Source organism: Lysobacter sp. GCM10012299 (assembly GCF_042649405.1).
GTDB lineage: Bacteria > Pseudomonadota > Gammaproteobacteria > Xanthomonadales > Xanthomonadaceae > Lysobacter_J.
The window spans coordinates 225,115-250,175 of record NZ_JBHRZC010000002.1 but is presented as its reverse complement, the minus strand read 5'-3'; the positions used below and the strand labels follow the sequence as shown (position 1 = coordinate 250,175).

24 protein-coding genes are annotated in these 25,061 nt (G+C 67.0%); 7 read left to right on the top strand and 17 right to left on the bottom strand.

Features of this window, described 5'->3' with window-relative positions; all coding sequences use genetic code 11:
* Window positions 1-31: 31 nt before the first annotated feature.
* The 3 genes from folK to tsaD are packed head-to-tail and all read right to left on the bottom strand — an operon-like array spanning window position 32 to window position 1,951.
* Window positions 32-514, bottom strand: a complete 483-nt coding sequence (gene folK, locus ACFOPO_RS05440) for a 2-amino-4-hydroxy-6-hydroxymethyldihydropteridine diphosphokinase (RefSeq protein ID WP_386701702.1) — start codon at window positions 512-514, stop codon at window positions 32-34.
* A gap of 8 nt (window positions 515-522) precedes the next feature.
* Complete coding sequence (folB, locus tag ACFOPO_RS05435) at window positions 523-876, bottom strand: dihydroneopterin aldolase (protein WP_386701700.1); 354 nt, start codon at window positions 874-876, stop codon at window positions 523-525.
* Window positions 877-916: 40 nt separating this feature from the next.
* On the bottom strand, window positions 917-1,951 hold the full coding sequence (tsaD, locus tag ACFOPO_RS05430) for a tRNA (adenosine(37)-N6)-threonylcarbamoyltransferase complex transferase subunit TsaD (RefSeq protein ID WP_386701698.1): 1,035 nt from the start codon (window positions 1,949-1,951) through the stop codon (window positions 917-919).
* Between the two features lie 178 nt (window positions 1,952-2,129).
* Here tsaD and rpsU point away from each other — a divergent pair, with 178 nt between their 5' ends.
* The 5 genes from rpsU (at window position 2,130) to ACFOPO_RS05405 (ending at window position 7,558) form a co-directional block, all read left to right on the top strand.
* On the top strand, window positions 2,130-2,345 hold the full coding sequence (gene rpsU / locus ACFOPO_RS05425) for a 30S ribosomal protein S21 (RefSeq protein WP_031371286.1): 216 nt from the start codon (window positions 2,130-2,132) through the stop codon (window positions 2,343-2,345).
* A 146-nt stretch (window positions 2,346-2,491) separates the two neighbouring features.
* Window positions 2,492-2,938, top strand: coding sequence for a GatB/YqeY domain-containing protein (locus ACFOPO_RS05420; protein ID WP_386701695.1), 447 nt, complete (start codon window positions 2,492-2,494; stop codon window positions 2,936-2,938).
* An 83-nt stretch (window positions 2,939-3,021) separates the two neighbouring features.
* The gene (gene dnaG, locus ACFOPO_RS05415) at window positions 3,022-4,803 is read left to right on the top strand and encodes a DNA primase (protein ID WP_386701693.1); all 1,782 of its coding nucleotides are present in this window, start codon (window positions 3,022-3,024) and stop codon (window positions 4,801-4,803) included.
* 96 nt (window positions 4,804-4,899) lie between these two features.
* Window positions 4,900-6,894: a S9 family peptidase gene (locus ACFOPO_RS05410; protein ID WP_386701691.1), complete on the top strand. Its 1,995-nt coding sequence runs from the start codon at window positions 4,900-4,902 to the stop codon at window positions 6,892-6,894.
* A 142-nt stretch (window positions 6,895-7,036) separates the two neighbouring features.
* On the top strand, window positions 7,037-7,558 hold the full coding sequence (locus ACFOPO_RS05405; protein WP_386701689.1) for a hypothetical protein: 522 nt from the start codon (window positions 7,037-7,039) through the stop codon (window positions 7,556-7,558).
* Window positions 7,559-7,741: 183 nt separating this feature from the next.
* Here ACFOPO_RS05405 and ACFOPO_RS05400 read toward each other — a convergent pair whose 3' ends face one another.
* The 5 genes from ACFOPO_RS05400 to ACFOPO_RS05380 are packed head-to-tail and all read right to left on the bottom strand — an operon-like array spanning window position 7,742 to window position 12,594.
* Window positions 7,742-9,073, bottom strand: a complete 1,332-nt coding sequence (locus tag ACFOPO_RS05400) for an amidohydrolase family protein (RefSeq protein WP_386701687.1) — start codon at window positions 9,071-9,073, stop codon at window positions 7,742-7,744.
* A gap of 34 nt (window positions 9,074-9,107) precedes the next feature.
* Window positions 9,108-10,043 carry a heme o synthase gene (locus ACFOPO_RS05395; protein ID WP_386701685.1) on the bottom strand — a complete coding sequence of 312 codons (936 nt, stop codon included), beginning with the start codon at window positions 10,041-10,043 and terminating at the stop codon, window positions 9,108-9,110.
* Complete coding sequence (locus ACFOPO_RS05390; protein ID WP_386701683.1) at window positions 10,043-11,236, bottom strand: heme A synthase; 1,194 nt, start codon at window positions 11,234-11,236, stop codon at window positions 10,043-10,045. The genes ACFOPO_RS05395 and ACFOPO_RS05390 overlap by 1 nt, the downstream gene beginning before the upstream one ends.
* A gap of 19 nt (window positions 11,237-11,255) precedes the next feature.
* The gene (locus tag ACFOPO_RS05385) at window positions 11,256-11,861 is read right to left on the bottom strand and encodes a hypothetical protein (RefSeq protein WP_386701681.1); all 606 of its coding nucleotides are present in this window, start codon (window positions 11,859-11,861) and stop codon (window positions 11,256-11,258) included.
* A gap of 10 nt (window positions 11,862-11,871) precedes the next feature.
* Window positions 11,872-12,594: an SURF1 family protein gene (locus ACFOPO_RS05380; RefSeq protein ID WP_386701679.1), complete on the bottom strand. Its 723-nt coding sequence runs from the start codon at window positions 12,592-12,594 to the stop codon at window positions 11,872-11,874.
* Window positions 12,595-12,660: 66 nt separating this feature from the next.
* Here ACFOPO_RS05380 and ACFOPO_RS05375 point away from each other — a divergent pair, with 66 nt between their 5' ends.
* Entirely contained in the window at window positions 12,661-12,879 is a 219-nt protein-coding gene (locus ACFOPO_RS05375; protein WP_241917638.1) for a twin transmembrane helix small protein, read from the top strand.
* A 128-nt stretch (window positions 12,880-13,007) separates the two neighbouring features.
* On the opposite strand, the gene ACFOPO_RS05370 is transcribed toward ACFOPO_RS05375, so the two are convergent.
* The 5 genes from ACFOPO_RS05370 to coxB are packed head-to-tail and all read right to left on the bottom strand — an operon-like array spanning window position 13,008 to window position 17,276.
* Complete coding sequence (locus tag ACFOPO_RS05370; protein WP_386701677.1) at window positions 13,008-13,889, bottom strand: cytochrome c oxidase subunit 3; 882 nt, start codon at window positions 13,887-13,889, stop codon at window positions 13,008-13,010.
* 46 nt (window positions 13,890-13,935) lie between these two features.
* Window positions 13,936-14,529, bottom strand: a complete 594-nt coding sequence (locus tag ACFOPO_RS05365; protein WP_386701675.1) for a cytochrome c oxidase assembly protein — start codon at window positions 14,527-14,529, stop codon at window positions 13,936-13,938.
* On the bottom strand, window positions 14,526-14,657 hold the full coding sequence (locus ACFOPO_RS05360; RefSeq protein WP_386701673.1) for a hypothetical protein: 132 nt from the start codon (window positions 14,655-14,657) through the stop codon (window positions 14,526-14,528). The genes ACFOPO_RS05365 and ACFOPO_RS05360 overlap by 4 nt, the downstream gene beginning before the upstream one ends.
* Window positions 14,658-14,670: 13 nt before the next feature.
* Window positions 14,671-16,284 (bottom strand): cytochrome c oxidase subunit I, encoded by a 1,614-nt coding sequence (gene ctaD / locus ACFOPO_RS05355; RefSeq protein WP_386701671.1) that lies wholly within the window; start codon window positions 16,282-16,284, stop codon window positions 14,671-14,673.
* Between the two features lie 41 nt (window positions 16,285-16,325).
* Window positions 16,326-17,276: a cytochrome c oxidase subunit II gene (gene coxB, locus ACFOPO_RS05350; protein WP_386701669.1), complete on the bottom strand. Its 951-nt coding sequence runs from the start codon at window positions 17,274-17,276 to the stop codon at window positions 16,326-16,328.
* Window positions 17,277-17,797: 521 nt separating this feature from the next.
* Between coxB and putA the strand changes: the two genes are divergently transcribed.
* Entirely contained in the window at window positions 17,798-21,019 is a 3,222-nt protein-coding gene (putA, locus tag ACFOPO_RS05345; RefSeq protein ID WP_386701667.1) for a bifunctional proline dehydrogenase/L-glutamate gamma-semialdehyde dehydrogenase PutA, read from the top strand.
* A 14-nt stretch (window positions 21,020-21,033) separates the two neighbouring features.
* On the opposite strand, the gene ACFOPO_RS05340 is transcribed toward putA, so the two are convergent.
* From ACFOPO_RS05340 to ACFOPO_RS05325, 4 genes are all read right to left on the bottom strand, one after another.
* Window positions 21,034-21,948 carry a hypothetical protein gene (locus ACFOPO_RS05340; RefSeq protein WP_386701665.1) on the bottom strand — a complete coding sequence of 305 codons (915 nt, stop codon included), beginning with the start codon at window positions 21,946-21,948 and terminating at the stop codon, window positions 21,034-21,036.
* A gap of 79 nt (window positions 21,949-22,027) precedes the next feature.
* Window positions 22,028-22,660 carry a MarC family protein gene (locus ACFOPO_RS05335; protein WP_386701663.1) on the bottom strand — a complete coding sequence of 211 codons (633 nt, stop codon included), beginning with the start codon at window positions 22,658-22,660 and terminating at the stop codon, window positions 22,028-22,030.
* 9 nt (window positions 22,661-22,669) lie between these two features.
* A complete protein-coding gene (locus tag ACFOPO_RS05330) occupies window positions 22,670-23,155 on the bottom strand; it encodes a DUF202 domain-containing protein (RefSeq protein WP_386701661.1) in 486 nt (161 codons plus the stop codon).
* A gap of 76 nt (window positions 23,156-23,231) precedes the next feature.
* Window positions 23,232-24,833 (bottom strand): arylsulfatase, encoded by a 1,602-nt coding sequence (locus ACFOPO_RS05325; protein WP_386701659.1) that lies wholly within the window; start codon window positions 24,831-24,833, stop codon window positions 23,232-23,234.
* Between the last annotated feature and the right edge of the window lie 228 nt (window positions 24,834-25,061).

Below are 25,061 nucleotides of genomic sequence, written 5' to 3'. Positions count from 1 at the left end.
TCCCGCCTTCGCGGGAACGACGTGCCCTGGTCTAGAGCGCGACCGCCTCCCACACCGCGCCATGCTCCGGATGCGCGGCCCACAGCTGCGCCAGCGTCTGGCCGCTGCCGGGCACCACCACGTCGGGCGCGATCTCGGCCAGCGGCCGCAGCACGAACGCATGCTTCAGTTCCGGCCGCGGAATGCGCAGGTTGCCGTCGCCTTCCAGCACACGGTCATCGAACAGCACGATGTCGATGTCGAGCGTGCGGTCGCCATAGCGCGGACCGCTGCGGTCGCGACCGTGGAGGTCTTCCAGCGCGTGCAGCCAGGTGTTGAGCGCCTGCGGTTCCAGGTCGGTGGCGATGATGGCCGCGGCGTTGAAAAAGTCAGGTCCGTCGAAGCCGACGGCGCGGGTGCGGTACACCGGCGACAGCACGACCTCACCAAAACGCTCGCGCATCGCCAGCACGGCAGCGCGCAGGTGCTTGATGGCGTCGACGTTGCTGCCGAGGCTCAGGTAGGCAAGGCTCATGCGCGACGTCAGCCCGCCGAACGCACAATCGACACGCCGACTGCGCGCGCGCCGCGCACCGCGCCGGGCTTGCTGAGCTTGAGCCGCACCTGCTTCACGCCGAACTCTTCGAGGATGATCGCGGCCACGCGCTCGGCCAGCGTCTCGACCAGGCCGAAATCCGACTGCGACACGTAGTCGACGATGCGCTTGCTGACCGCCTTGTAGTTGAGCGTGTCCTCGATGGCGTCGCTGGCCGCCGGGATGCGGTTGTCGAAGGCCATCTCGATGTCGAACACGAGCGGCTGGCGGATGCGCCGCTCCCAGTCGTAGATGCCGATGAGTGCCTCGATCTCGAGGCCTTCGATGAAAACGTGGTCCATGGGGGCGATGGCCGCAACGATGTCAGAGGGGTGGGGAATGTTACGGCGAACCCACGACTTCCAGCGTTGCCATGTCCCAGCGCGGCGTCACCCGCACCGCCAGGTCGCCGTGTTGGCCGGCCTGCAGCCGCAGCGCGCCGGCGAAGGCGATCATCGCGCCGTTATCGGTGCAGAACGCCGGACGCGGGAAGCTGACGCGACCACCACGCTTCTGCGCCATCTCCTCCAGCCGCGCACGCAGGCGCTTGTTGGCGCCGACGCCGCCGGCGACCACCAGCGTCCCGCAGCCGGCCGCGTCCAGCGCGCGCCCGCACTTGATCGCCAGGGTCTCGACCACCGCGTCCTCGAAACCGCGGGCGATGTCGGCACGGGTCTGGTCGGACTGGTCGCTGTCGCGCCAGGCCAGCAACACCTGGGTCTTGAGCCCGCTGAAGCTGAAATCCAGGCCGGGCCGGTCGGTCATCGGCCGGGAGAACCTGAACGTCCCCGGCGTGCCCTGCTCGGCCAGCGCCGCCAGCTGCGGACCGCCCGGGTACGGCAGGCCCATCAGCTTGGCGGTCTTGTCGAAGGCTTCGCCGGCAGCGTCGTCGAGGGTCTCGCCGAGCAGGCGGTACTGGCCGATGGCTTCGACATGCACCAGCTGGGTATGGCCGCCGGAGACCAGCAGCGCCACGAACGGCGGCTCCGGGCGGCCGCGCTCGGGGTCGTCCTCCAGCAGCGGCGCCAGCAGGTGGCCTTCCATGTGGTGGACGCCGATGGCCGGCACGTCGAGCGCCCAGGCCATCGAGCGGGCCACGCCGGCACCGACCAGCAGCGCCCCGACCAGGCCGGGACCGGCGGTGTAGGCGACGCCGTCGAGGTCGGAGGTGGTCATGCCGGCCTCGGACAGGGTCTGGCGGACCAGCGGCAGCAGCTTGCGGACGTGGTCGCGGCTGGCGAGCTCCGGCACCACGCCGCCGTACTCGGCGTGCAGGGCGATCTGGCTATATAAAGCGTGCGCGCGCAGGCCGGTGTCGGTGTCGTAGACGGCCACACCGGTCTCGTCGCAGCTGGTTTCGATGCCTAGGACTTTCAAAGGTCGGTTTCCCGGGGGGATCTGGTGTGCCGGCAGCGCCTCTGGAGGCGGTTCCGGACTGAAATCAAGGGCCTGCGCACTTGATGGGGGAACCATGTTGCACCTTCAAGGCGGCCATCGCTATAATGCGCGGCTCTTCCCCGGCCTGCCCGGGCCGGTTCCCGAAACGAGATTACGTATGCCCAGCGTCAAAGTCCGCGAAAACGAGCCTTTTGAGTTTGCTCTGCGTCGCTTCAAGCGCACCTGCGAGAAGGCCGGCGTCCTGGCCGAGACCCGCAAGCGCGAGTTCTACGAGAAGCCGACCCAGGAACGCAAGCGCAAGGCCGCCGCGGCGGTGAAGCGCCAGGCGCGTCGCGCCTCGCGTGACGTGACCAAGCGTCAGCGCCTGTACTGATCGCCCCAGCGGGCCCCGCGCAGCGCGCGGACCCGCCAACGAGCGCATCACACAAGCCGGCCGCGCCCATGCGCCGCCGGCTTTTTGTGTTTCTGAAATTTGTGTTCCGAGTTTTATGTCCCGAATCCTTGCCAGGGAGCTGCCCGATGAGCCTCAAGACGCGACTCACCGATGACATGAAGGCCGCGATGAAGAGCGGCGACAAGCACAGCCTGGGCGTGATCCGCCTGATCAACGCCGCCATCAAGCAGCGCGAAGTCGACGAGCGCATCGAGCTCGACGACACCGCCGTGATCGCCGTGCTCGACAAGATGGTCAAGCAGCGCCGCGACTCGGTCAGCCAGTACGAGGCGGCCAATCGCGAGGACCTGGCCCAGGTCGAGCGCGAGGAGATCGTGGTGATCGAGCGCTACGTCCCGGCCAAGATGGGCGAGGCCGAGATCCTGGCCGCGATCGACGCCGCCATCGCCGAGACCGGCGCCACCGGCCCGGCCGACATGGGCAAGCTGATGGGCCCGCTGAAGGCCAAGCTGGCCGGCCAGGCCGACATGGGCCAGGTGTCGGTGCTGGTCAAGAAGCGCCTGGCGGGTTGATGCCTTGCTCCCTCCCCTGCGTGCAGGGGAGGAGTACCAACCCCACCTCCCGAACCAGCGCAGGACGCGGTACAAAGCTCCGAATGGCCCGCATCCCCGACGCATTCATCGACGACCTGCTCGCCCGCTCCGACATCGTCGAGCTGATCGGGTCGCGCGTGCCGTTGAAGCGCCAGGGCAAGGAGTACTCGGCGCGCTGCCCGTTCCATGACGAGCGCTCGCCGAGCTTCACCGTCTCGCCGACCAAGCAGTTCTATCACTGCTTCGGCTGCGGCGCGCACGGCACCGCCATCAGCTTCCTGATGAATTACGACCGCCTCGAGTTCCTCGACGCGGTCGAAGAGCTGGCCAAGCGCATCGGCATGGAAGTGCCGCGCGACACCCAGCAGCGCAACGTCAATCCCGACAGCGTCGACCTCTATGCCGCCGTCGAGGCCGCGTCGAAGTTCTTCCAGAAGCAGCTCGCCGCCAGCCCCAAGGCGCAGGCCTACCTCGATGGCCGCGATGTCAGCGCCGCGGTCCGCACGCAGTTCGGCATCGGCTACGCGCCCGTCGGTTTCAACGCGCTGCGCGATGCGCTCGGCACCGATGCGCGACGCATGTCGCTGCTCGAACGCGCCGGCCTGTTCTCGAAGAACGACAGCGGCCGCGTCTACGACAAGTTCCGCGACCGGGTGATGTTCCCGATCCACGACCGGCGCGGGCGCACGATCGCCTTCGGCGGTCGCGTCCTCGACAAGGACGACGGCCCCAAGTACCTCAACTCGCCCGAGACCGCGCTCTTCCACAAGGGTCGCGAACTCTACGGCCTGTGGCAGGTGCGGCAGGCGCACAACAAGATCGAAAAGCTCATCGTCGTCGAAGGCTACATGGACGTCGTCGCGCTGTTCGAGCACGGCGTCGACTGTGCCGTGGCGACGCTGGGCACGGCGACCACGCCCGACCACGCCGAGCTGCTGTTCCGTAACGCGCCCGACGTGTACTTCTGCTTCGACGGCGACCGCGCCGGCCGCGGCGCCGCTTGGAAGGGGGTGGAGTCGGTGTTGCCGCGCATGAAGGACGGCCGCCAGGCGTTCTTCCTGTTCCTGCCCGAAGGCGAGGACCCCGATTCGCTGGTGCGCAAGGAAGGCCGCGATGGCTTCGAGCTGCGCCTGCGCGAGGCCACGCCGCTGTCGCAGTTCTTCTTCGACTCGCTCTCCAGCGACGTCAACCTGAGCACGCTCGAAGGCCGCGGCCGCCTGGCCGAGCGCGCCAAGCCGCTGCTGGCGCAGATTCCCGACGGCGCCTTCGGCGACCTGATGAAGCAGCGCCTGACCGAGTTGACCGGCGTGGGTGCGCGCGCCAACAGCCCGGAATCCACCGCGCAGCGCCCGCAGCGCGCGAGCGCGCCGACGGCCAACAAGCCGTCGCTGGTGCGCAGCGCCATCACCATGCTGCTGCAGCAGCCGGCAATTGCGCTGGCGGTGCCGTCGTCGCTGCATTTCGCTTCGCTCGACCAGCCCGGCGTCGGCCTGCTGGTGGAACTGGTCGAGCTGGTGCACGAGCGTCCCGACATCTCGACCGGCCTGATCCTCGAGCACTTCGCCGATCGCGCCGAAGCGCCGGCGCTGACCAAGCTGGCGACGGCGCGCGCAGTGGAGACCACGGCCGCGACGCCGCTCGATGCGCGCGTGCTCGACGATGCCGACAAGCGCCAGCAGGTCTTCCTCGACGCAGTCTCGCGGCTGGAGGAACAGGCCATCCAGCAGCGCATCGAGGCCTTGCAGTCGCGCCGCACCTCGGAGCTGGACGAGGCCGAGAAGCACGAGATGCGCGAGCTGCTGAGCCTGCGCGCGAGCCGGGCACGGGCCATTCCGCGCGGCTGACGGCAGCGGTTCCGATCGCTCCGGGACGTGACTTCCGTCCATCGGCGCCCCATCACCCCCACGCTAAGCTTGGTCCTCCACTCGGGGGACCCTGCGATGACGCCACGCCCTTCCAGCCTGCTGCCCGTCCTGCTCCTGGCCTGCATGCTGCCCGCCGCGGCCCGGCAGGCACCGGCAGTCGCCCGCGAACAGGTCGGCAACCGCACCAGCGAGAACATCCCGGCGATCCCCCCGGCCCTGGTCGAACAGCTCAACCGCTACCAGAACACCCGCGGCGCCACGTTCGCCGGCTGGAGCGGCGACTGCATGCTGATCAGCACCCGCTTCGCCGAGACCGCGCAGGCGCACCGCGTCTGCCAGCCGCTGGGCATGCGCGAGCAGCTCACCTTCTATCCCGAACCGCTGGCGGCGATCGAAGCCGCACCGGCCAAGTCCAGGCTCGACGGCTTCGTCTTCGGCAAGGACGTCGGCGGCAACGAGTTCTGGCAGCTGCACTGGTTCGACCTGAAGACGCGCGCCACCACCCTGCTCAGCGACGGCAAGGCGCGCAACCAGGGGCCGCTGTTTTCCCACGACGGCCGCCGCTTCGCGTGGAGCAGCACCGTGCGCAACGGCACCGACACCGATGTGTGGGTGATGGACTTCGCGACGAAGAAGTCGCGCGCGCTGATCACCGAAGGCGGCGCGTGGAACGCGATGGACTTCTCGCCCGACGGCAAGATGCTGCTGGTGATGCGCTACGTCTCGGCGGCCGAGGCCTATCCGGGCGTGGTCGATGTCGACACCGGCAAGCTGCAGATGTTCCCGGTCGACGGCGGTAAGGCCTCGTTCAAGGACTTCAAGTTCGCACCGGACGGCAAGACGGTGTACTTCATCTCCAACGAGCCGGTGGCCGGAAAGGCACAGGAGTTCCACACCCTGCGCTTCCACAATCCCGCTACCGGCAAGTTCGAAGTGCTCACGGCCAACACGCCGTGGGACGTCGAGGATCTGGAGATCGCCGACGACGGCCGCCACCTGGCCTACACCACCAACGAAGACGGCATCTACAAGCTGCACGTGCTCGCCCTGCCCTCGCACCGGCGGGTGAAGCTGCCCGAGCTGCCGATCGGCCTGGTCGTGAACCTGGGCTTCTCGCCCGACGGCAACCGCCTGGCGGTGACGATGAACTCGGCGACCTCGCCCAGCGACGTCCACGTGATCGACCTGGCCAAGGCCTCGCTCACGCGCTGGACGCAGAGCGAAGTCGGCGGCCTGGACCCGTCGAAGTTCGTCGCGCCGACGCTGGTCCACTACCCGACCTTCGACAGCGTCGATGGCAAGCCGCGCATGATCCCGGCGTTCTACTACCGCCCGGCCAACGTGCCGGCCGGCAAGCGCATCCCCGTGGTGATCAACATCCACGGCGGCCCGGAAGGCCAGTCGCTGCCGACCTTCAACCCGACCGCGCAGTTCCTCGCCAACGAACTGGGCGTGGCCATGCTGCTGCCGAACGTGCGTGGTTCGGAAGGCTACGGCATGACCTACCTCGATCTCGACAACGGCGCCAAGCGCGAGGACTCGGTCAAGGACATCGGCGCCCTGCTCGACTGGGTCGGCCAGCAGCCCGGGCTCGATGCCGGGCGCGTCGGCGTGTATGGCGGCAGCTACGGCGGCTACATGGTGCTGTCGTCGCTGATGCACTACAGCGACCGCATCAAGGCCGGCATCGACATCGTCGGCATCTCCCACTTCGGCACGTTCCTGAAGAACACCGAGAACTACCGGCGCGACCTGCGCAGGGCCGAGTACGGCGATGAGCGCGACCCGGCGATGGCGGTGGTGTTCGACCGGATCTCGCCGCTCAACCATGCCGACCGCATCAGCTCCCAGCTGTTCGTCGCCCAGGGCAAGAACGACCCGCGCGTGCCCTACAGCGAGGCCGAGCAGATCGTGAAGGCGGTGCGCGGCAACGGCCAGCCGGTGTGGTACCTGTTGTTCGACGACGAAGGGCATGGCTTCCGGAAGAAGGCCAACGTCGACTACTTCGGCGCCGCCTCGATCCTGTTCTGGCAGCAGCACCTGATCGGCGCGCAGTCGCCGGGCTCCTGAACAAGACGCGCCTGAACAGTGCCACACGTAGCCGGGCCAACGTCGCTGCACGTTGACCCGGCCGCGACATGCATGCGCCTACGCTCGCTTCAGTCATTGGAGCGTGGTCATGCGAGTACGGTGCTGGGTTCCCCTGTTTAGCTTGCTGATCGCAGGTTGTGCCGAGCATTCGGGTACGACCACCGAAGTCGCGCTGCAGGCGCCGGCGCAAGTGAGCGAGCAGGACCGCGTCGGCAAGGCGCTGGCCGACTTCCTCGCCTCGCGCAGCATCCGTGAAGTACCCGCCCATCGCGACGCCAGCACCGACCTCGATGGCGACGGCACCAACGACCTGCTGATGCTGCTCGACGACCAGAACTGGTGCGACTCCGGCGGCTGCACGCTGCTGGTGTTCCGCGGCGGTGCCGACGGCTACCGCCTGGTCAGCGATTCGATTTCCACGCGCGCGCCGATCGCGGTGGCCGACCGCACCAGCCACGGCTGGCACGACCTGATGGTCACGGTGGGCGGCGAGGGTGATTCGGGCGTAGTCGCGCTCGAGTTCGACGGCACGCGTTACCCGGGCGACCCGACCATGGGCGCGCTGCTCGATCCGTCACGGCTGGTCTCGGCCAAGCCCCTGATCACGGCGACCGGTACCGCCATAGCGGCAACCCAACCGTGATGCCCCCGGGTGCGGCCTGCGGCCTTACCCGGGCTACCCCAACCCCACCGTAGCCCGGGTAAGCAAAGCGCACCCGGGACCACGAAGCCCCACCACACCGTAGCCCGCGTAAGCAAAGCGCACCCGGGACGAGCAGCCACAACCCCACCGTAGCCCGGGTAAGCGAAGCGCACCCGGGACCACTCACCGTGCGGAAGCGCCCTTCACCACCACACCGCCCTTCATCACGAACGGCACCGACTCCAACACCGTCACGTCCTGGACCGGATCACCGCTGACCGCGATCATGTCGGCCCATCGATTGGCCTCCACGAGGCCCACGTCCTCACGCCCCAGCGCCTGCGCCGCATTGACCGTCGCCGCCTGGATCGCCTGCGCCGGCGTCATCCCATAGCGCACCATCACCGCGAACTGCTTGCCGTTGTCGCCGTGCGGATACACGCCCGCGTCGGTGCCGTAGACCATCTTCACGCCGGCCTTGTTGGCCTTGCGGAAGTTCTCGCGCTGGATGTCGGCGACCTCGCGGTCCTTGCGCAGGTTGTCTTCCAGCACGCCGTTCTTCTTGCCTTCGGTCTGCGTGTACTCGGTGTTGTAGATGTCCATCGACAGCCACGCGCCGCGCTCCTTGGCGAGGCGGATGCCTTCGTCGTCGATCAGGCTGGCGTGCTCGATGGTGTCGATGCCGGCGCGGATCGCGTCCTTGATGCCGTGCGCACCGTGCGCGTGCGCGGCGACCTTGAGGCCCCACAGGTGCGCCTCGTCGGCGACGGCCTTCATGTCCTCATAGCTCATCTGCTGCTGGCCCGGCTCGGTGTTGCGCGAGAACACGCCACCGGTGGCGCAGATCTTGATCACCTGCGCGCCGTACTTGCGCAGCTCGCGTACGCGCTTGCGCGCCTCTTCCGGGCTGTCGGCGTTGAACTCGCTTTGCTGGTGCATCGACGGCGGGAAGAAGGTCGAGTCGCAATGGCCGCCGGTGGCGCCGAACGCATAAGCGGCGGTGACGACGCGCGGGCCGATGACCTTGCCTTCCTCGATGGCCTGGCGCAGGCCGACGTCGTTCCAGGCATCGGAGCCGACGTTGCGCACCGTGGTGAAGCCGGCCATCAGCGTGCTCTGCGCGTGCGGCACGGTCAGGATCGACCAGAAGCGGTCGTTGAACTGCAGGCCGGTGTAGCCGCCGTAGCTGGGGTCGCTATCGAGGTGCACGTGCATGTCGATCAGGCCCGGCAGCAGGGTCATGCCGGGCAAGTCGACGCGACGCGCGCCGGCCGGCGCGGCATCGCCGGCATGGCCGACCGAGACGATGCGGCCGTCGCGGATCAGCACCTGCGGGCTGTCGACGTAACGGCCGCTGCGCGCATCGAACAGGCGCTGCGCCGTCACCACCACCTCGCCCTTGCCTTCTGCGGGCTGGCCGGGGGTGACGGGTTGGGCCGGCGCGGTGCCGGCGAAGGCCAATGCAACAAACAGCGAGGACAACGACAGGGTCAGGCGATCTCGCTGTTTAAGCATTGGCAGTTCCGTCGGTTGGTTTGGAAAGGTTGGCTCAGCGTACCGGTTGCAATTCCATCACGGCCGCCGGCTGCAGGTACGGCAGCAGCCAGTGGTCGAGCAGCAGGAAGGCGAACAGCGCCATCAGGTAGACGATGGAGTAGTTGAATACCTTCATCGCGTACATCTCGTCGGGCGGGTCCATCAGCTTCCAGGCATAGCCCAGGAACACCGCACCCAGCACCAGCGCGCCACCGAGGTAGAACAGGCCGCTCATGCCCGCCACCCACGGCAGCACGGTCACGGCGACCAGCAGCACGGTGTAGAACAGGATCTGCCAGCGCGTGTACTGCACGCCGTGCGTCACCGGCAGCATCGGCACCATGGCGCGGGCGTAATCGGCGCGACGGAAGATCGCCAGCGCCCAGAAGTGCGGCGGCGTCCAGACGAAGATGATCAGCACCAGCAGCAGCGCGTGCGGCCAGTCCCACTCGCCGCGCATGCCGGTGATAGACGCCCAGCCCAGCAGCGGCGGTGCCGCGCCGGCGATGCCGCCGATGACGATGTTCTGCGGCGTGGCGCGCTTGAGGAACACGGTGTAGACCACCGCGTAGCCGATCAGCGAAGCAAACGTCAGCAGCGCGGTGATGGTGTTGACCCACACCACCAGGATGGTCATCGACAGCGCGGCGAGGATCAGCGCGAACACCAGCGCCTGCGCCGGCGTGATCTGCCCAGCGACGATCGGGCGCCACGAGGTGCGCGCCATCTTGGCGTCGATGCGCGAGTCCAGCAGCTGGTTGATCGCGGCCGCGCTCGAAGCCGCCAGCCAGATGCCGAGGAAGCCCAGCACCGACTCCTTCAGCGGCGGCAGGCCCGGCACCGCCAGGAACATGCCGACCAGCGCGGTGAACACGATCAGCGCGACCACGCGCGGCTTGGTCAGGTCCCAGTACTGCTTGACGGTGCCATGCGGCATAGAGGTGCTCATCACGGCTCCGGCGTGCGCAGGCGCGCGAGCAGCGAGACCAGCACGAACAGCAGCAGCACCGCGCCGGCGTTGTGCATCACGGCCACGGCCAGCGGCAGGCCGAGCTTGACGTTGGCGATGCCCAGGCCGACCTGCGCCAGCGTCAGCAGGCCCAGCAGCGAGCCCCAGCCGCGCATGCCCGGCGTGCGCACCAGCTTGACCGCCAGCCACATCAGGTAGACGAACACGACCAGCGCCATCGACCGGTGGGCGAGCTGGATGGCGATGCGCGCCTCGCCGTCGAGGATGCCGCCTTCGTAGTCGACGCCGATGCCGCGCCACAGCACGAAGGCTTCGCGGAAGTCATGCGCCGGCATCCACTGGCCGACGCAGCGCGGGAAGTCGTTGCCGCACGCGAGCGCGGCGTAGTTGGCGCTGGTCCAGCCGCCCAGTGCGATCTGGATGCCCAGCAGCACGATGCCGGCGATCACCAGGCGGCGCACCGTCACCGCTTCGGCCAGGCGGATCGGCAGGCCGGTCGCGCGCCAGGCCATCCACAGCAGCAGCGAGAACGTCAGCAGGCCGCCGAGGAGGTGGCCCATGACCACGATCGGCTTGAGCAGCCAGGTCACCGTCCACATGCCCAGCAGCGCCTGGAAGATGATCACCGCCAGGGTGATCACGGCCACGCGGGCCAGGTCGAGGTTGCTCCAGCGCAACGCGGCAAACAGCAGGATCGCCTCGCCGGCGATCGCCAGCGCCGAGGCGGCGACATGTTCGCCGTGCATGTACATCGGGATGCCGATGGCCACCAGCGCGGCGGCGGCCAGCACCTGGGCGATGCCGAAGCGGCGCTTGCGCGCGGCCAGCAACGCCAGGGTCAGGGTCAGCAGGCCGAGCCCGCCGGCGATCATGCGATGGAACTGCTCGCGCCAGGCCTTGTGCACCTCGACGGGGCGGATCGCAGTGGCAGCGTGGTCGACGATCTCGTGGGCCACGGTCGGCCACGCGGCACGGCCGTAGCAGGTCGGCCAGTCCGGGCAGCTCAGGCCGGCGTTGGACAGGCGCACGAACGCGCCGAACACGATCACACCCAGTGCCAGCGCGACGGCCAGCCAGGCAATTCGATGGAAGTGACGGTAAGTGGCCGGCCGATACTTCAGCGCGCGCGGGGCGCGGTTGTCGGCAGGCTGGGAGTCCACGGCTTGGTTCATGGTTGGCGTCTTGATGAGATCACTTCAGCTTGAGCAGCTTGGCGACATCGGCGCGCAGCCCGGCCGGATCGAAGCCGGGAGGGTAGCGCAGAATGACGAAGCCGTACGGATCGACGACGTAGACCGGCAGATCGCCTTCCTTGCCGGGCACGCGCTCGTCCAGGCGCGGCAGGCCCGCGCGCAGGCGCGGGTCGGGCTGCAGCAGCTTCAGCGTGGCCGGCGCCGGCGTGCCCGCTGGCCATTTGCAATCGGCCGTGGCGCACGACCACAGCACGTGCACGTCGTCGGCATCCTTGCCGAACAGCTGCCACACCGTGTCGATGTCATGGGCGAGCTTGCTGCAGCTGGCACCGCAGTCGGCCGGCGGCGCGACCACAATGCGCCACGTGCGCTCACCGCTCTTCCACACGTACTCACCGCCATCGAGCAGGCGCGGCGACAGCGCGCGCAGGTCGCCCGGCGGATCGAGCATCTCGCCGAAGTTCTTGCTGCCGTGCGGGCGCCAGCCGGAGAAGCGCAGCAGTCCGGCGACCAGCATGGTGCCGAAGAACAGGGCGAAGATCAGCAGCAGCGCAATCCGATTGCGCTTGCGGTTGTGGTCGTGGGTGTCGTGGGGCTGTTGCATGTTTCGTCCTTCAGGCCTGGCGGCGCTTTCGGAAAGTCAGGATCAGTGCGGTGGCGAGCACCGCCAGCGCCAGTGCGAACCACTGCACGGCGTAGCCGCGGTGTTTCTCCGGCGGCAGCGTGTTGGGCAACAGCTCGAGATCGCGCTCGTAGCCCAGCTTCATCGCCGGATCCAGGCGCAGCACGCGCGGTGCCAGCGGCACCGACAGGCCGGTGGCCTTCTCTATCGCGCCCAGGTCGACGCGCGTCATCAGCCACGCCTCGTGGTCACGGCCCAGTGCCGGGCCCAGCGCCAGCCCGGTCGACGGCGGCGGCGCGAGCAGGCCGCGCAGTTCGAGCATGCCCTCCGGTCGCGGCACAGCCGGCAGCTTGCGGTCGCCAGGCAACGGCAGCCAGCCAAGGTCGACCAGCAATGGGCCGCCGTGTTCGGGCAGGAAGACACGGTAGGCGCGCACGCCGGCCTGGCCGTTGCGCTGCTGGTTGTCCAGCAACAGGACGTCGCGCTGGTCGAACTCGCCGCGGCCCAGCGCCCAGTCGTAGGCATGGGCGCGTTTGATGTCATCGGCGACGGCCAGCGACTGCGGATCGCGGCGTTCGAGCACCTGCGCGGCGGCAGCGAGCATCGCTTCCTTCTCGACGGCGCGGTGCGTCTGCCACAGGCCGAGGCGGACGAAGCCGGCGATGACCAGCACCGCCAGGACCCAGCCGACGACGAGGTTACGACGCCTGCTCACGCGATCGCTCCGCGCGGCTGCAATAATGAACGCCTCGCCCTGCCATGGAGCCGACTGGAGGCCGCCATGAACGATTCACTCAAGACCCTGGTGATCATCGCCTTCCTGATCGTCATTCTCTGGAACCTGGGCGCCGGTCTCTACTACATGCTCGTGGACAAAGGCGAGAGCAAGCGCACCGTCAATGCGCTGACCCGCCGCATCGCGCTGTCCATCGCGCTGATACTGCTGGTGGTGCTGGCCAACTACATGGGCTGGATCAAGTTCCACGGCGTCGGTACCTGACCGCCGCTACACACTCAAAAAGCAGCCCCGATAAAACAAAAGAGCGACGGCATGCCGTCGCTTTTTTGCTGGACCAGGTTTTCGACGCCGCTGTAGCCGATTGCGAACCCTGGTCCGGGTCGAGGTGCTTACAGCACGTAGACGAACAGGAACAGGCCGAGCCAGACCACGTCGACGAAGTGCCAGTACCAGGCCACTGCCTCGAAGGCGAAGTGCTGGTCCTTGGTGAAGTGGCCCTTGAGGCAGCGGAACCAGATCACCGCCAGCATGATCGTGCCGAGCGTGACGTGCGCGCCGTGGAAGCCGGTGAGCATGAAGAAGGTCGAACCGTAGATGCCCGAGCCCAGCGTCAGGTTCAGTTCCTTGTAGGCGTGGATGTACTCCTCGGCCTGGAAGAACAGGAACAGCGAACCCAGCAGGACCGTCAGGCCCAGGAAGACCAGCAGCTGCTTGCGGTGGCCGGCCTTCAGCGCGTGGTGCGCGATGGTGACGGTCATGCCCGAGGTCAGCAGGATCAGGGTGTTGAGCAGCGGCAGGCCCCAGGCCGGGATGGTCTGGTAGACGCCACCGATCGCGCCCGGGCCGTTGCTCGGCCAGGCAGCGCTGAACTGCGGCCACAGCAGGGCGTTGGTCATCACGCCGTCGCCTTCGCCGCCGAGCCACGGCATCGCCAGCTGGCGGGCGTAGAACAGCGCGCCGAAGAAGGCGCCGAAGAACATCACTTCCGAGAAGATGAACCAGATCATCCCCATGCGGAACGAGGTGTCGACCTGCTTGTTGTAGTTGCCGCGCACCGACTCGCGCACGACGTCGCTGAACCAGCCGAACAGCACGCCGACCATCAGCGCCAGGCCGAAGAAGAACACCGGCTTGCCCCAGGTGCCCAGTTCCGAGAACCAGGCGGCAATGCCGACCATGGTGGTGAACAGCGCGATCGAACCGAGGAACGGCCAGCGGCTGTGGTGCGGCACGTAGTAGTGGCTGGCGTCTGGCGTATGGGCTTGGGCCATGGCGGCGTTCCGTCTGAGTGGTGCGATTACGAGGAAAGGGTCAACGTCACGGTGCCGACGCCGGCGTGGTCGCGGCCTTCGCCGTGCCTTGCGCCTGTGCGGTGAGCGTGTCGTTCTTGAAGAAGGTGTACGAGAGGGTGATCGTCTTCACGTCGGCCGGCAGGTTCGGATCGACGATGAAGCGTACCGGCATCTCGCGCACTTCACCGGCCTGCAGCGTCTGGGCGGTGAAGCAGAAGCATTCGGTCTTGCTGAAATAGCCCGAGGCGCGCGCCGGCGCGACCGACGGCACCGCGCTGCCCACGATGGTGCGCTGCGCGGTGTTGCGGGCGTGGTACGTCGTCTCGTACTGCTCGCCCGGCACGACCTGCATCGTGACCTGGTTGGGCGTGAAGTCCCACGGCAGCTTGGAGTTGACGCCACCGTCGAACTGCACGGTGATCACGCGCTTGGCCGCCGGTGCCGTGGCATCGGCGACGCCCTCGGCGGCGGTGCGCTCCAGGCGGATGCCGAAGACCTTCTCGCAGGCGATGCGGTACAGCGGCACCAGCGCGAAGGTCAGGCCGAAGGCGAAGATCGCCACGACCACCATCTTGGCCAGGCCGGCGCTGTTCTTCTTCTGCTGCGCGTCGTTGCTCATTTGCCGAGCACTCCGCTGAGCAGGAACAGCGCATAGATCGCAACCGCGACCACCGCCACCCAAATGGCGGTGCGACGCGCCGCCTTGCGGCGCGCTGCAACGTCAGAGGGGTCGGTGATCGGGGTCATGACTGTCGACTGCTTAGTGCGTGATGTCGCCGTGGGCGAGGTCGCCGTCACGGATGACCGGCGGCGTGGTGAAGGTGTGGTGCGGTGCCGGGCTCGGCACGGTCCACTCCAGGCCACGCGCGGTCGGCCAGGCGCGGGCTTCGGCCTTGACGCCAACCGCCTTCGAGCGCCACAGGATGAAGGCCATCATGAACGGCGTGGCGAACATGCCGAACGCGCCGATCGAGCTGACCAGGTTCCAGTCCGCGAACACCACGTTGTAGTCCGGGATGCGGCGCGGCATGCCGGCCAGGCCCAGGAAGTGCTGCGGGAAGAACAGCAGGTTGACGAAGATCATCGTCCACCAGAAGTGGAACTTCGCCATGCCTTCGTTGTACATGCGGCCGGTCCACTTCGGCCACCAGTAGTACACGGCGGCGATGATGGAGAACAGCGCGCCGGTCACCAGCACGTAGTGGAAGTGCGCCACCACGAAGTAGGTGTCGTGGTACTGGAAGTCAGCCGGCACGATGGCCAGCATCAGGCCCGAGAAACCGCCGATGGTGAACAGGATCACGAACGAGATCGCCCACAGCATCGGCGCCTCGAACGAGATCGAGCCGCGCCACATGGTGGTGACCCAGTTGAACACCTTCACGCCCGTCGGCACGGCGATCAGCATCGTGGCGAACATGAAGTAGATCTCGCCACCGAGCGGCATGCCGACGGTGAACATGTGGTGCGCCCACACGATGAACGAGAGGAAGGCGATCGAGGCGGTCGCGTACACCATCGCCTGGTAGCCGAACAGGGGCTTGCGGCTGAAGGTCGGGATGATCTCCGAGACCACGCCGAACGCCGGCAGGATCATGATGTAGACCTCGGGGTGACCGAAGAACCAGAAGATGTGCTGGAACATCACCGGGTCGCCGCCGCCAGCCGCGTTGAAGAACGAGGTGGCGAAGAACTTGTCGGTCAGCAGCATCGTCACCGCGCCAGCCAGCACCGGCATCACGGCGATCAGCAGGAACGCGGTGATCAGCCAGGTCCAGCAGAAGATCGGCATCTTCAGCAGGTCGATGCCCGGGGCGCGCATGTTGAGCACGGTCGCGATCACGTTGATCGCGCCCATGATCGAGCTGATGCCCATCATGTGGATGGCGAAGATGGTGAAGGCGACGTTGCTGCCACCCTGCAGCGACAGCGGCGGGTACAGCGTCCAGCCGCCGGCGGGGCCGCCGCCGGGCAGGAACAGCGTCAGCAGCAGCAGGCTGAAGGCGAACGGCAGGATCCAGAAGGACCAGTTGTTCATTCGCGGCAGCGCCATGTCCGGCGCGCCGATCTGCAGCGGGATCATCCAGTTGGCCAGGCCGACGAAGGCCGGCATGACGCCGCCGAAGATCATCACCAGCGCGTGCATCGACGTCATCTGGTTGAAGAACTCGGGGGTGACGTGCTGCAGGCCCGGTTGCGCCAGCTCGGTCCGGATCACCACCGACATGCCTGCGCCGATGATGAACATGATGAAGCTGAAGATCAGGTACAGCGTGCCGATGTCCTTGTGGTTGGTCGAAAAGAACCAACGCTCGATGAAGCCCTGCTTGTGGGCGTGATCATCGTGATGGGTGTCAGCGTGCGTGACGGCCATGGCCTACCTCAGAGAATTCTTGACTAAATGCCGCGGGCCGATCAGCCCGCAACCGCGACAGCGGCGACGGCTTCGGTGTTCGGGGTGGTGCCTTCCGGCTGCGGCTGTTCGGCCGGGGCAGCGGCAGGCTCGGCGGGAGCAGCCGGCGCGGCGGGCGCCGGAGCCGGGGCCGGGGCGTTCTTCGCCTTCTCGGACGCCAGCCACTGCTGGTATTCCGCCTTCGGCACGGCCTTGACCACGATCGGCATGAAGCCATGGTCCTTGCCGCACAGCTCGGCGCACTGGCCGCGGTAGATACCCGGCTCCTTGATGTCGGTCCAGGCCTCGTTGACGATGCCCGGGATCGCGTCCTGCTTCCAGCCCAGGGCCGGCACCCACCACGCGTGGATCACGTCGTCGGCGGTGATCACGAAACGGATCTTCGTCTCGGTCGGCAGCACCAGGACGTTGTCGACGTCGAGCAGGTAGTGCGGGGTCTGGGCAGCGGTCGGGACGGCCTTGCTCTGGCGGATCGCGTCGCTGTTACGGTCCAGGCGGCTGGTGAAGGCCACGTTCTCGCCCAGGTACTCGTACTTCCACATCCACTGGTAGCCGGTGACCTTGACGGTCATCTCGGCGTTGCGGGTGTCGTACATCTTGATCAGCTTGCTGGTCGCCGGGAATGCCATGGCCACCAGCAGCACCACCGGGACCACGGTCCAGATGATCTCGAGCTTGGTCGAGTGGGTGAAATCCTTGTCCGGCACCGCACCCTTGGAGTGGCGGAACTTGAACATGGCCACGGCCATCGCGCCGAACACCAGGATGCCGATGACCACGCAGATCCACAGCGCGAGCATGTGGGCCTCGTAGGCATTGACGGACTGGGCGGTGACGCCCTTGCCCATGTTCAGCTGCCACGGCTTAGGGTCGGCCGCCTGCGCAAACGCAAGGACCGGCAGCGCCATTGCGGCGATGCCCGCTGCCCACTGCTTGAAACGACCGACTTTCATCTGTTCGAGCCCCAGAAAATATCAACTAGGTAAGTTTGAACCGAGCAGGCAACCGGGTGAGGTTGCTTGTCGTGCTCCGCGGGCTGCCTTTCCCGGCACCGGCCGCGCAACACGCGGGGACCGTCCGGACGAAGGTGGCTGGCGAGCCCCTGACACTGATTCGGGGCCCATCACGCCGGGGCGGACAGCCCCATAGCGCTACGGATAACCGAGAAATGGTAGCCGCCGACCACTGTTGCGGCAACCCGCGAGATGCATGAAGCCGCTCACAGACCTTGCAAAAACGGCTCTTTGCCACGCTTGAGGGCCTTTGGGACTCGCACGGGGCGTACCGCACCGCCCCCGGACCCTCACCCCCTCACCGTCATCCCCGCCCCTCAACCGTCATCCCCGCGAAGGCGGGGATCCATGGACGTCGCCCTGCCCACCTCCGCAAAACCCTCCCAGCCCCCAGCGCACAGGCCAGCGACACCCATAGCCTCTAAACTATCGGGCTCCCCACGGCAGTCTCCCCGGGCCCGATGACCATCAACGCTTCCCCCGCCGTCGCCAACGACGGCCCGCCGCCGACACGCACCCTGCTCAGCCCCGAACTCCCGCCCACGCCGGCCGCCCCCCGCGCCGCGATCACCGCAGGCTGGGTCCGCGACGAGGCCGCGCACGTGCGCGCCCTGCTCGACCTGGCCCGCCTGCCCGACGCCGAGCGCTTCGCCGCCCAGGCCACCGCCGCCGGCATCGTCCAGCGCGTGCGTGCCCGCGCCAAGGACCAGGGCGCGATCGAAGCCTTCATGCGCCAGTACGACCTGGGCAGCGAGGAAGGCGTGCTGCTGATGTGCGTGGCCGAGGCGCTGCTGCGCATTCCGGACCAGGACACCGCCGACAAGCTGATCCGCGACAAGCTCGGCGATGCTGACTGGAAGCGGCACATGGGCCAGTCCGATTCGGTGCTGGTCAACGCCTCAACCTGGGGCCTGATGCTGACCGGCCACCTGGTCGACCTCAACGACGAGACCAAGCGCGACGTGCACGGCGCCTTCAAGCGCCTGCTCGGCCGCGTCGGCGAGCCGGTGATCCGCCTGGCCGTGCGCCAGGCGATGAAGATCATGGGCCACCAGTTCGTGATGGGCCGGACGATCGGCGAGGCGCTGGCGCGTTCGGTCAAGGGTGCCAACGCCAGCTACCGCTACTCGTTCGACATGCTCGGCGAAGGCGCGCTGACCACCAAGGACGCACTGCGCTACCTGCAGGCCTACCGCGACGCGATCCATGCGATCGGCAAGAGCGGCAACTTCGTCGGCAGCGACGTGTTCGCCGCACCGTCGATCTCGGTCAAGCTCTCGGCGCTGCATCCGCGCTACGAGCATGCCAAGCGCGAACGCGTGTTCGCCGAACTCACCCCGCGCGTGCTCGAGCTGGCGCAGCTGGCCAAGTCGTACGGCATCGGCTTCACCATCGATGCCGAGGAAGCCGACCGCCTCGAACTCTCGCTGGACGTGATCGCCGGCGCCTACGCCGACGCCTCGCTCAACGGCTGGGAAGGCTACGGCCTGGCGATCCAGGCGTACCAGAAGCGCGCGCCGGAAGTGATCGCCTTCATCGCCGACCTTGCCCGCCGCCACGGTCGCCGCATCCCGGTGCGCCTGGTCAAGGGCGCGTACTGGGACAGCGAGGTCAAGCGCGCCCAGGTTGACGGCCAGGCCGGCTACCCGGTGTTCACACGCAAGCCCAACACCGACGTCAGCTACCTGGCCAACGCGCGCCGCATGCTCGAGGCCGGCGACGCCATATACCCGATGTTCGCCACCCACAACGCGCAGACGATCGCCACGATCCACCAGCGCGCGAAATCCATGGGGCGAGCGAAGCACTTCGAGTTCCAGAAGCTGCACGGCATGGGCGACGACCTGTACGCCGAAGTGATCCCGGCCGAGCGCCTGGACGTGCCGTGCCGCGTGTACGCGCCGGTGGGCAGCCACGAAGACCTGCTGCCGTACCTGGTGCGCCGCCTGCTCGAGAACGGCGCCAACTCCAGCTTCGTCAACCGCATCACCGACGAGGACATCGCCATCGATGACCTCATCCACGACCCGGTTGCCACCGTTTCCGCATTCGAATCCATCGCGCACCCGCGCATCCCGCAGCCGGTCGATCTGTACCGCAGCTACGGCATCGACAGGACCAATTCCATGGGCATCAACTTCGCCAACGACGATCAACTGCGCGCACTCGCCGAGCAGGTCAACCAGGCCACCCGCAGCGACTGGCGCGCGACCCCGCTCGTGCCGGGCGCGACCGTCAGCGGCCCGAGCATTGCCGTGACCAACCCCGCCGACCGTCGCGAGACCGTCGGCCAGTGGCAGGCCGCCGACGCCGCCACGGTCGAGCTGGCACTGAAGAACGCGGTTGCCGCGCAGGACGCCTGGAACACCATGCCGGCCGCCAGCCGCGCGACGATCCTCGAATACGCAGCCGACCTGCTCGAGCAGCGCATGCCGCAGTACCTGGCGCTGTGCACCAAGGAAGCCGGCAAGACCCTGCCCGACGGCGTCGCCGAAGTGCGCGAGGCGGTCGACTTCCTGCGTTACTACGGTGGCCAGGCGCGCAAGCTGTTCGCGGTCGAAGCACTGCCGGGCCCGACCGGCGAGTCCAACACGCTGCAGCTGTCCGGCCGCGGCGTGTTCGTCTGCATCAGCCCGTGGAACTTCCCGCTGGCGATCTTCGCCGGCCAGATTGCCGCCGCGCTCGCCGCCGGCAACACCGTCATCGCCAAGCCGGCCGAGCAGACCAACCTGATCGGCTACTACGCCGTGAAGCTGCTGCACGAAGCCGGCATCCCCGAGGCCGTGCTGCAGTTCCTGCCGGGCGACGGCGCCACCGTCGGTGCCGCGCTCACGCGCGACCCGCGCATCGCCGGCGTCGCCTTCACCGGCTCGACCGACACCGCGCGCGCGATCAACCGTGCGCTGGCCGCGCGTGACGCCGCCATCGGCGTGCTGATCGCCGAGACCGGCGGCCAGAACGCACTGATCGCCGACTCGTCCTCGCTGCCGGAACAGGTGGTCAAGGATGCGATCGGTTCGGCCTTCACCTCCGCCGGCCAGCGCTGCTCGGCAGCGCGCGTGCTGTTCGTGCAGGACGACATCGCCGACAAGGTCACCTCGATGCTGGCCGGTGCCATGGCCGAGCTGAAGGTCGGCGACCCGGGCCTGCTGTCGACCGACGTCGGTCCGGTGATCGACGAGGACGCGCTGAAGATGCTGGTCGACCATGCCGCGCGCATGGACGTGGAAGCGACGAAGATCGGCGAGGTTGCCATCGACGCCGACGCGGCGCACGGCAGCTTCTTCGCCCCGCGCGCGTACGCACTGAAGTCGCTGGACCAGCTGCACAAGGAAGTCTTCGGCCCGGTGCTGCACGTGATCCGCTGGAAGGCCGATCAGCTCGACGCCGTGATCGATGCGATCAACGCGACCGGCTACGGCCTGACCCTGGGCATCCACTCGCGCATCGACGAGACCATCGAGAAGATCAGCGCGCGGGTGAAGGTGGGCAACTGCTACGTCAACCGCAACCAGATCGGCGCGGTCGTCGGCGTGCAGCCCTTCGGCGGCCAGAACCTGTCCGGCACCGGCCCCAAGGCCGGCGGCCCGCACTACCTGCCGCGCTTCACCACCGAGAAGACGATCACCGTCAACACGACGGCGGCGGGTGGCAACGCGTCGCTTCTGACGCTGGGCGACTGAGCTCGCTCAGCGCCTCACCGGGGGTCCTTGCAGAACGCATTGAACCCCTCCGGCGTCGGCTCGAAGCCGTGCGCCTTCGCCAGTTCCCACGGGCGCTCGCAGCGTTTCATGCTGTCGCACCAGGAATAGCCCGCCGACGCGATGCATCCATGCGCGTCGCGATCCGACCCGACCACCGGGGGAACGCCGCTCGCCGGCACCATCGAATCCCGCAGGTCCAGCATCGGACCTTGCGGAACATTGGTGATCCCGGTGGATGGCCGATCCAGGTCGATGACCAGTGTCACGGCCAGCGTCAGCAGCAGGAACATCATCGACGTAGCGATTCGCTGCGCGCCGCGCTCATAGCCGACCATGCCGGCCGCCAGCAGGGCGAACAGCGCCAGGAAGCGGAGGATCCTCGGCGGAATATGCGCCTGCCGCGTCGCGAAACGTTCGGCGGCGAGATCGATGGAATCGTTGGTCGTGGTCACCACCAACGAGGCGCGGGGGGTATCGCGAAAGGGACCGATCGCCTTCATCAGTTCGTCCCAGTACCGGGTTTGCAACGACTCAGTCACCCGGTATTGCCTGATCTCTTCCTCGGCGGTCGTGGCATTTCCGAATTCGATGCGCGCATCGACGTACTGGCGCAGCAGCGGCGCCATCCGCTCGCGATCGGACGGCTCGAGCAACTGCAGGCGCAGCCAGGTCGTGCCGATGGCGTTGGCTTCCTGGACCACCAGTTCGCGCCTCGCCTCGTAGCGCGACAACGCGATGGAGAAGGTGAAGCCGATCAGCAGCGCGAGCAGGCCCAGCACCGAAGTCATCGCGAAGGCATCGCCATCCTTGCCGTCCGGCGCCGGGACGCGGCGATCATGACGATCACGAAGGTACTTGCCGACCTCGCGCGCGGCCACCAGGCCGACGAAGAACGCGATCGAGATCACCCACAGCGACAGGCGCGTGAACGACAAAGGTTCCATCACCGTTCCCCTCGTAGTTAAAAGGCGCCCCGCGGTCGTACGGTCACGCCACCCCCATTCCCTTCAGCGCCGCCACCACCAGCTGCAGTGCCAGCGCCACCTGCTGCACCGCCAGTACGGCGCCGAAGATCTGCAGCAGCAACGGCCCGACGCCGCGCATCACCTGGCGCACGAACATCATCGCGACGAGGTTAATCGCCATCACCGCCATCACGCCGACCAGCAGGGTCGTTGAACGCGAGGCGTCGGTGCTCAGCGCCATCAATGCGATCAGTGCGGCAATGCCGTAGGGAGTGACCACCACGGGAAACACCAGGTGCATCAGCCGCGATTCTGAAGCATCCGTCGGCGGCGGCGGCGGATCGCCGTACTGCTCCAGCACCTGCTTCAGCGCGACCAGCAGGAAGACGATGCCTCCGGTCAATTCCATCACCGGCACGGTGATGCGCCACTTCTGCATCATCGCGCTGCCCAGCAGGCCGGCCACCAGCAGCGTGGCTGCGCTGATCAGCGCGACCTTGATCGCCATCCTGCGGACCGCCTTTGGCTCCATCGTCGCGGTCGCGCGATAGAACGGCGCCAGGATCTTCACCGGCCCCAGCATGATGAAGAACAACAGCATGACGTTGGCCGTTGTCAGGATGTAGACCGCTTCGTGCGGTGCCTGCTGCAGCATCACGTCACCTCATCTCACGAAGAGCCATACGGCCGTCAGTCCGCCCAGCAACAGCAGTCCGATACTGGCGGCGATCGTGCCCTTCTGGTGGGAGACGTATTGGCCGCGCTCGATATCCCGGCCGACCGCCCAGTAGCGGTAGATCGACCACAGGAGCAGCAGCAATCCGAGCACGACCATCCCCAGGCCGGCGTTGCCGGCATCGCGCAGGAAATGCCGGGAATGCTGCTCGGCCAGTTCCTTCTGCTGCACCAGGTACATGCTGAAGCGGTTGAGGGTGATGCCGAACCCAACCAGCGACACGGTCGTGCGCAGATAGCTCAGGTGGGTGCGTTCATTGGCCAGGTGCGAGCGCAGGTTCGACACCTGCGTGCGGTACACCGACAGGCGCGTGCGGTAGATCGACAGCCGCGTCGACGAACTTGCAACATCCGGCTTGCCATCGATCTCCGAGGCGATTTCGGCCGGTAGCTGCGGCGGGGCGGGAACGTCCATGACAGCTCCTGTTTTTGCTGCGGAATACCCGCCGCGTCAGGAGGGCGGCCGTGGCCACCCTCCCCGCGCGCCAAGTTCAGTTGCTGCTGCCGTGCGGCGTCTCCATCTTCCGCTGCGCTTCTTCCAGTGCCTTCTTCATGCTCAGGGTGTCGGCTCCCTGCGACGGCGGGAAGTCCATGAGGCTCTTCAGGTGCGCGGCGATGATCGGGCCGGCCGCCGTCGGCGCCCACAGCTTGGAAGCAAAGAACTTGCGGCCGATATAGCCCCATTCGTGCGACTGCGGGTCCATCTTCTCCATCGGATCCATCAGCAGGTTGATGATGTACGGGACGCTCGGGTAGTACTTCGCGTCCCACCAGCTGCCTTCGCGCTTGACGCCGATATGCATCTTCCACGCGTCGACGCGGATCGCCATGAGGTCGGTTTCGTCGTAGTAGAAGATCTCCCGGCGCGCGCCCTTTTCGCTCTTGCCGGTCCAGTAATCCAACTGGTTGTAACCATCCAGGTGCACCTTGTACTTGGTGCCGTTCATCTCGTGGCCCTTGAGCAGCTTTTCCTTGATGTCCGTCAAACCGGCGGCCGCGGCCAGCGTGACGTACACGTCCTCGTGGTTCTGGATCTGGTTCGAAACGCTGCCGGCCTTGATCTTCGCCGGCCACTTCACCAGATGCGGGACGCGCACGCCGCCTTCCCAGGTCGTGCCCTTCTCGCCGCGGAAGGGTGCGTAGCCACCGTCCGGCCACAGCATCAACTCGTTGCCGTTATCGGTGCTGTAGACGACGATCGTGTTTTCTTCCAGGCCCAGCTCACGGATCTTGTCCAGCAGCGCGCCGACGTGTTCGTCGTGCTCGAGCATCTTGGCGCGCACCACGTCTTCTTCCGCGCGACCTTCATCCACGGCCATCTGGATGTACTTCTTCGTGCAATGCGAATGGATGTGGATGGCCGTGGTGTTGAACCAGCAGAAGAACGGCTTGTCGCCCTTGCCCGTGCGGTCGAGCCAATCCAGCGTCTTGTCGAGCACTTCCTTGTCGAAGGTTTCCATCCGCTTGCGCGTCAGCGGGCCGGTGTCCTCGATCTTCTGCTTGCCGACGCGACCAAACTTCTCGTCGGTGCTGGCATCGTCCTTGTCGCTGGCCCAGGCGTGCAGCACGCCGCGCGGACCGAATTTCTTCTTGTACTCGGGATTCTTCTGGCCCGGATAGTCGAGTTCTTCGGGCTCTTCCTCGGCGTTGAGGTGGTAGAGGTTGCCGAACCACTCGTCGAACCCGTGCACCGTCGGCAGGAACTCGTTGCGATCGCCCAGGTGGTTCTTGCCAAACTGGGCGGTGGCGTAGCCCGCCGATTTCAGCACCTCGGCAAGGGTCGGATCGCTCTTCTGGATGCCGCGGGTCGAGCCCGGGATGCCGATGGTGGTCATTCCCGTGCGGATCGGCAGCTGGCCCATGATGAAGGCCGCGCGTCCCGCAGTGCAGCTGGGCTGCCCATAGTGGTCGGTGAACAGCATGCCGTCGCGGGCGATGCTGTCGATGTTCGGCGTGCGCCCCATCATGCCGTGGGTGTACGCGCCGACATTCCATGTGCCGATGTCGTCACCCCAGATCACCAGGATGTTGGGCCGTGGGGAGCTTGCCCCCGCTGCTTTATCGGACTTGCTTGCGGCGGGCTTCGTGGCCATTGCAGTCTCCATGATCGCCGCGAGGGGCGGCGGCGGATTGTTGCCTTATGTTGGTTAAATCCGCGTCGCCGCGACGGTCGCACACATCCAAATCACAAACCTTAATAACGCGATCTTTCACGGCTGAATTCAGCCTTTGTTTCCTTGCGCGTGGTTGATCAGCAGTGGTGAGGACTTTCACGTTATTTGCACGCAAAGACCTTAAGGATCTGTTCACCATTCTTGCGA

What these genes read in the sequence shown, in the direction of transcription:
- ACFOPO_RS05395 (WP_386701685.1), bottom strand. Translation starts at nt 10,043, where the DNA reads ATGAGCACCTCTATGCCGCATGGCACCGTCAAGCAGTACTGGGACCTG.
- folB (WP_386701700.1), bottom strand. Translation starts at nt 876, where the DNA reads ATGGACCACGTTTTCATCGAAGGCCTCGAGATCGAGGCACTCATCGGC.
- ACFOPO_RS05365 (WP_386701675.1), bottom strand. Translation starts at nt 14,529, where the DNA reads ATGAGCAACGACGCGCAGCAGAAGAAGAACAGCGCCGGCCTGGCCAAG.
- folK (WP_386701702.1), bottom strand. Translation starts at nt 514, where the DNA reads ATGAGCCTTGCCTACCTGAGCCTCGGCAGCAACGTCGACGCCATCAAG.
- ACFOPO_RS05360 (WP_386701673.1), bottom strand. Translation starts at nt 14,657, where the DNA reads ATGACCCCGATCACCGACCCCTCTGACGTTGCAGCGCGCCGCAAGGCG.
- ACFOPO_RS05335 (WP_386701663.1), bottom strand. Translation starts at nt 22,660, where the DNA reads ATGCTGCAGCAGGCACCGCACGAAGCGGTCTACATCCTGACAACGGCC.
- ctaD (WP_386701671.1), bottom strand. Translation starts at nt 16,284, where the DNA reads ATGGCCGTCACGCACGCTGACACCCATCACGATGATCACGCCCACAAG.
- ACFOPO_RS05385 (WP_386701681.1), bottom strand. Translation starts at nt 11,861, where the DNA reads ATGCAACAGCCCCACGACACCCACGACCACAACCGCAAGCGCAATCGG.
- ACFOPO_RS05375 (WP_241917638.1), top strand. Translation starts at nt 12,661, where the DNA reads ATGAACGATTCACTCAAGACCCTGGTGATCATCGCCTTCCTGATCGTC.
- coxB (WP_386701669.1), bottom strand. Translation starts at nt 17,276, where the DNA reads ATGAAAGTCGGTCGTTTCAAGCAGTGGGCAGCGGGCATCGCCGCAATG.
- ACFOPO_RS05400 (WP_386701687.1), bottom strand. Translation starts at nt 9,073, where the DNA reads ATGCTTAAACAGCGAGATCGCCTGACCCTGTCGTTGTCCTCGCTGTTT.
- ACFOPO_RS05420 (WP_386701695.1), top strand. Translation starts at nt 2,492, where the DNA reads ATGAGCCTCAAGACGCGACTCACCGATGACATGAAGGCCGCGATGAAG.
- ACFOPO_RS05370 (WP_386701677.1), bottom strand. Translation starts at nt 13,889, where the DNA reads ATGGCCCAAGCCCATACGCCAGACGCCAGCCACTACTACGTGCCGCAC.
- putA (WP_386701667.1), top strand. Translation starts at nt 17,798, where the DNA reads ATGACCATCAACGCTTCCCCCGCCGTCGCCAACGACGGCCCGCCGCCG.
- ACFOPO_RS05390 (WP_386701683.1), bottom strand. Translation starts at nt 11,236, where the DNA reads ATGAACCAAGCCGTGGACTCCCAGCCTGCCGACAACCGCGCCCCGCGC.
- ACFOPO_RS05410 (WP_386701691.1), top strand. Translation starts at nt 4,900, where the DNA reads ATGACGCCACGCCCTTCCAGCCTGCTGCCCGTCCTGCTCCTGGCCTGC.
- dnaG (WP_386701693.1), top strand. Translation starts at nt 3,022, where the DNA reads ATGGCCCGCATCCCCGACGCATTCATCGACGACCTGCTCGCCCGCTCC.
- ACFOPO_RS05325 (WP_386701659.1), bottom strand. Translation starts at nt 24,833, where the DNA reads ATGGCCACGAAGCCCGCCGCAAGCAAGTCCGATAAAGCAGCGGGGGCA.
- rpsU (WP_031371286.1), top strand. Translation starts at nt 2,130, where the DNA reads ATGCCCAGCGTCAAAGTCCGCGAAAACGAGCCTTTTGAGTTTGCTCTG.
- ACFOPO_RS05330 (WP_386701661.1), bottom strand. Translation starts at nt 23,155, where the DNA reads ATGGACGTTCCCGCCCCGCCGCAGCTACCGGCCGAAATCGCCTCGGAG.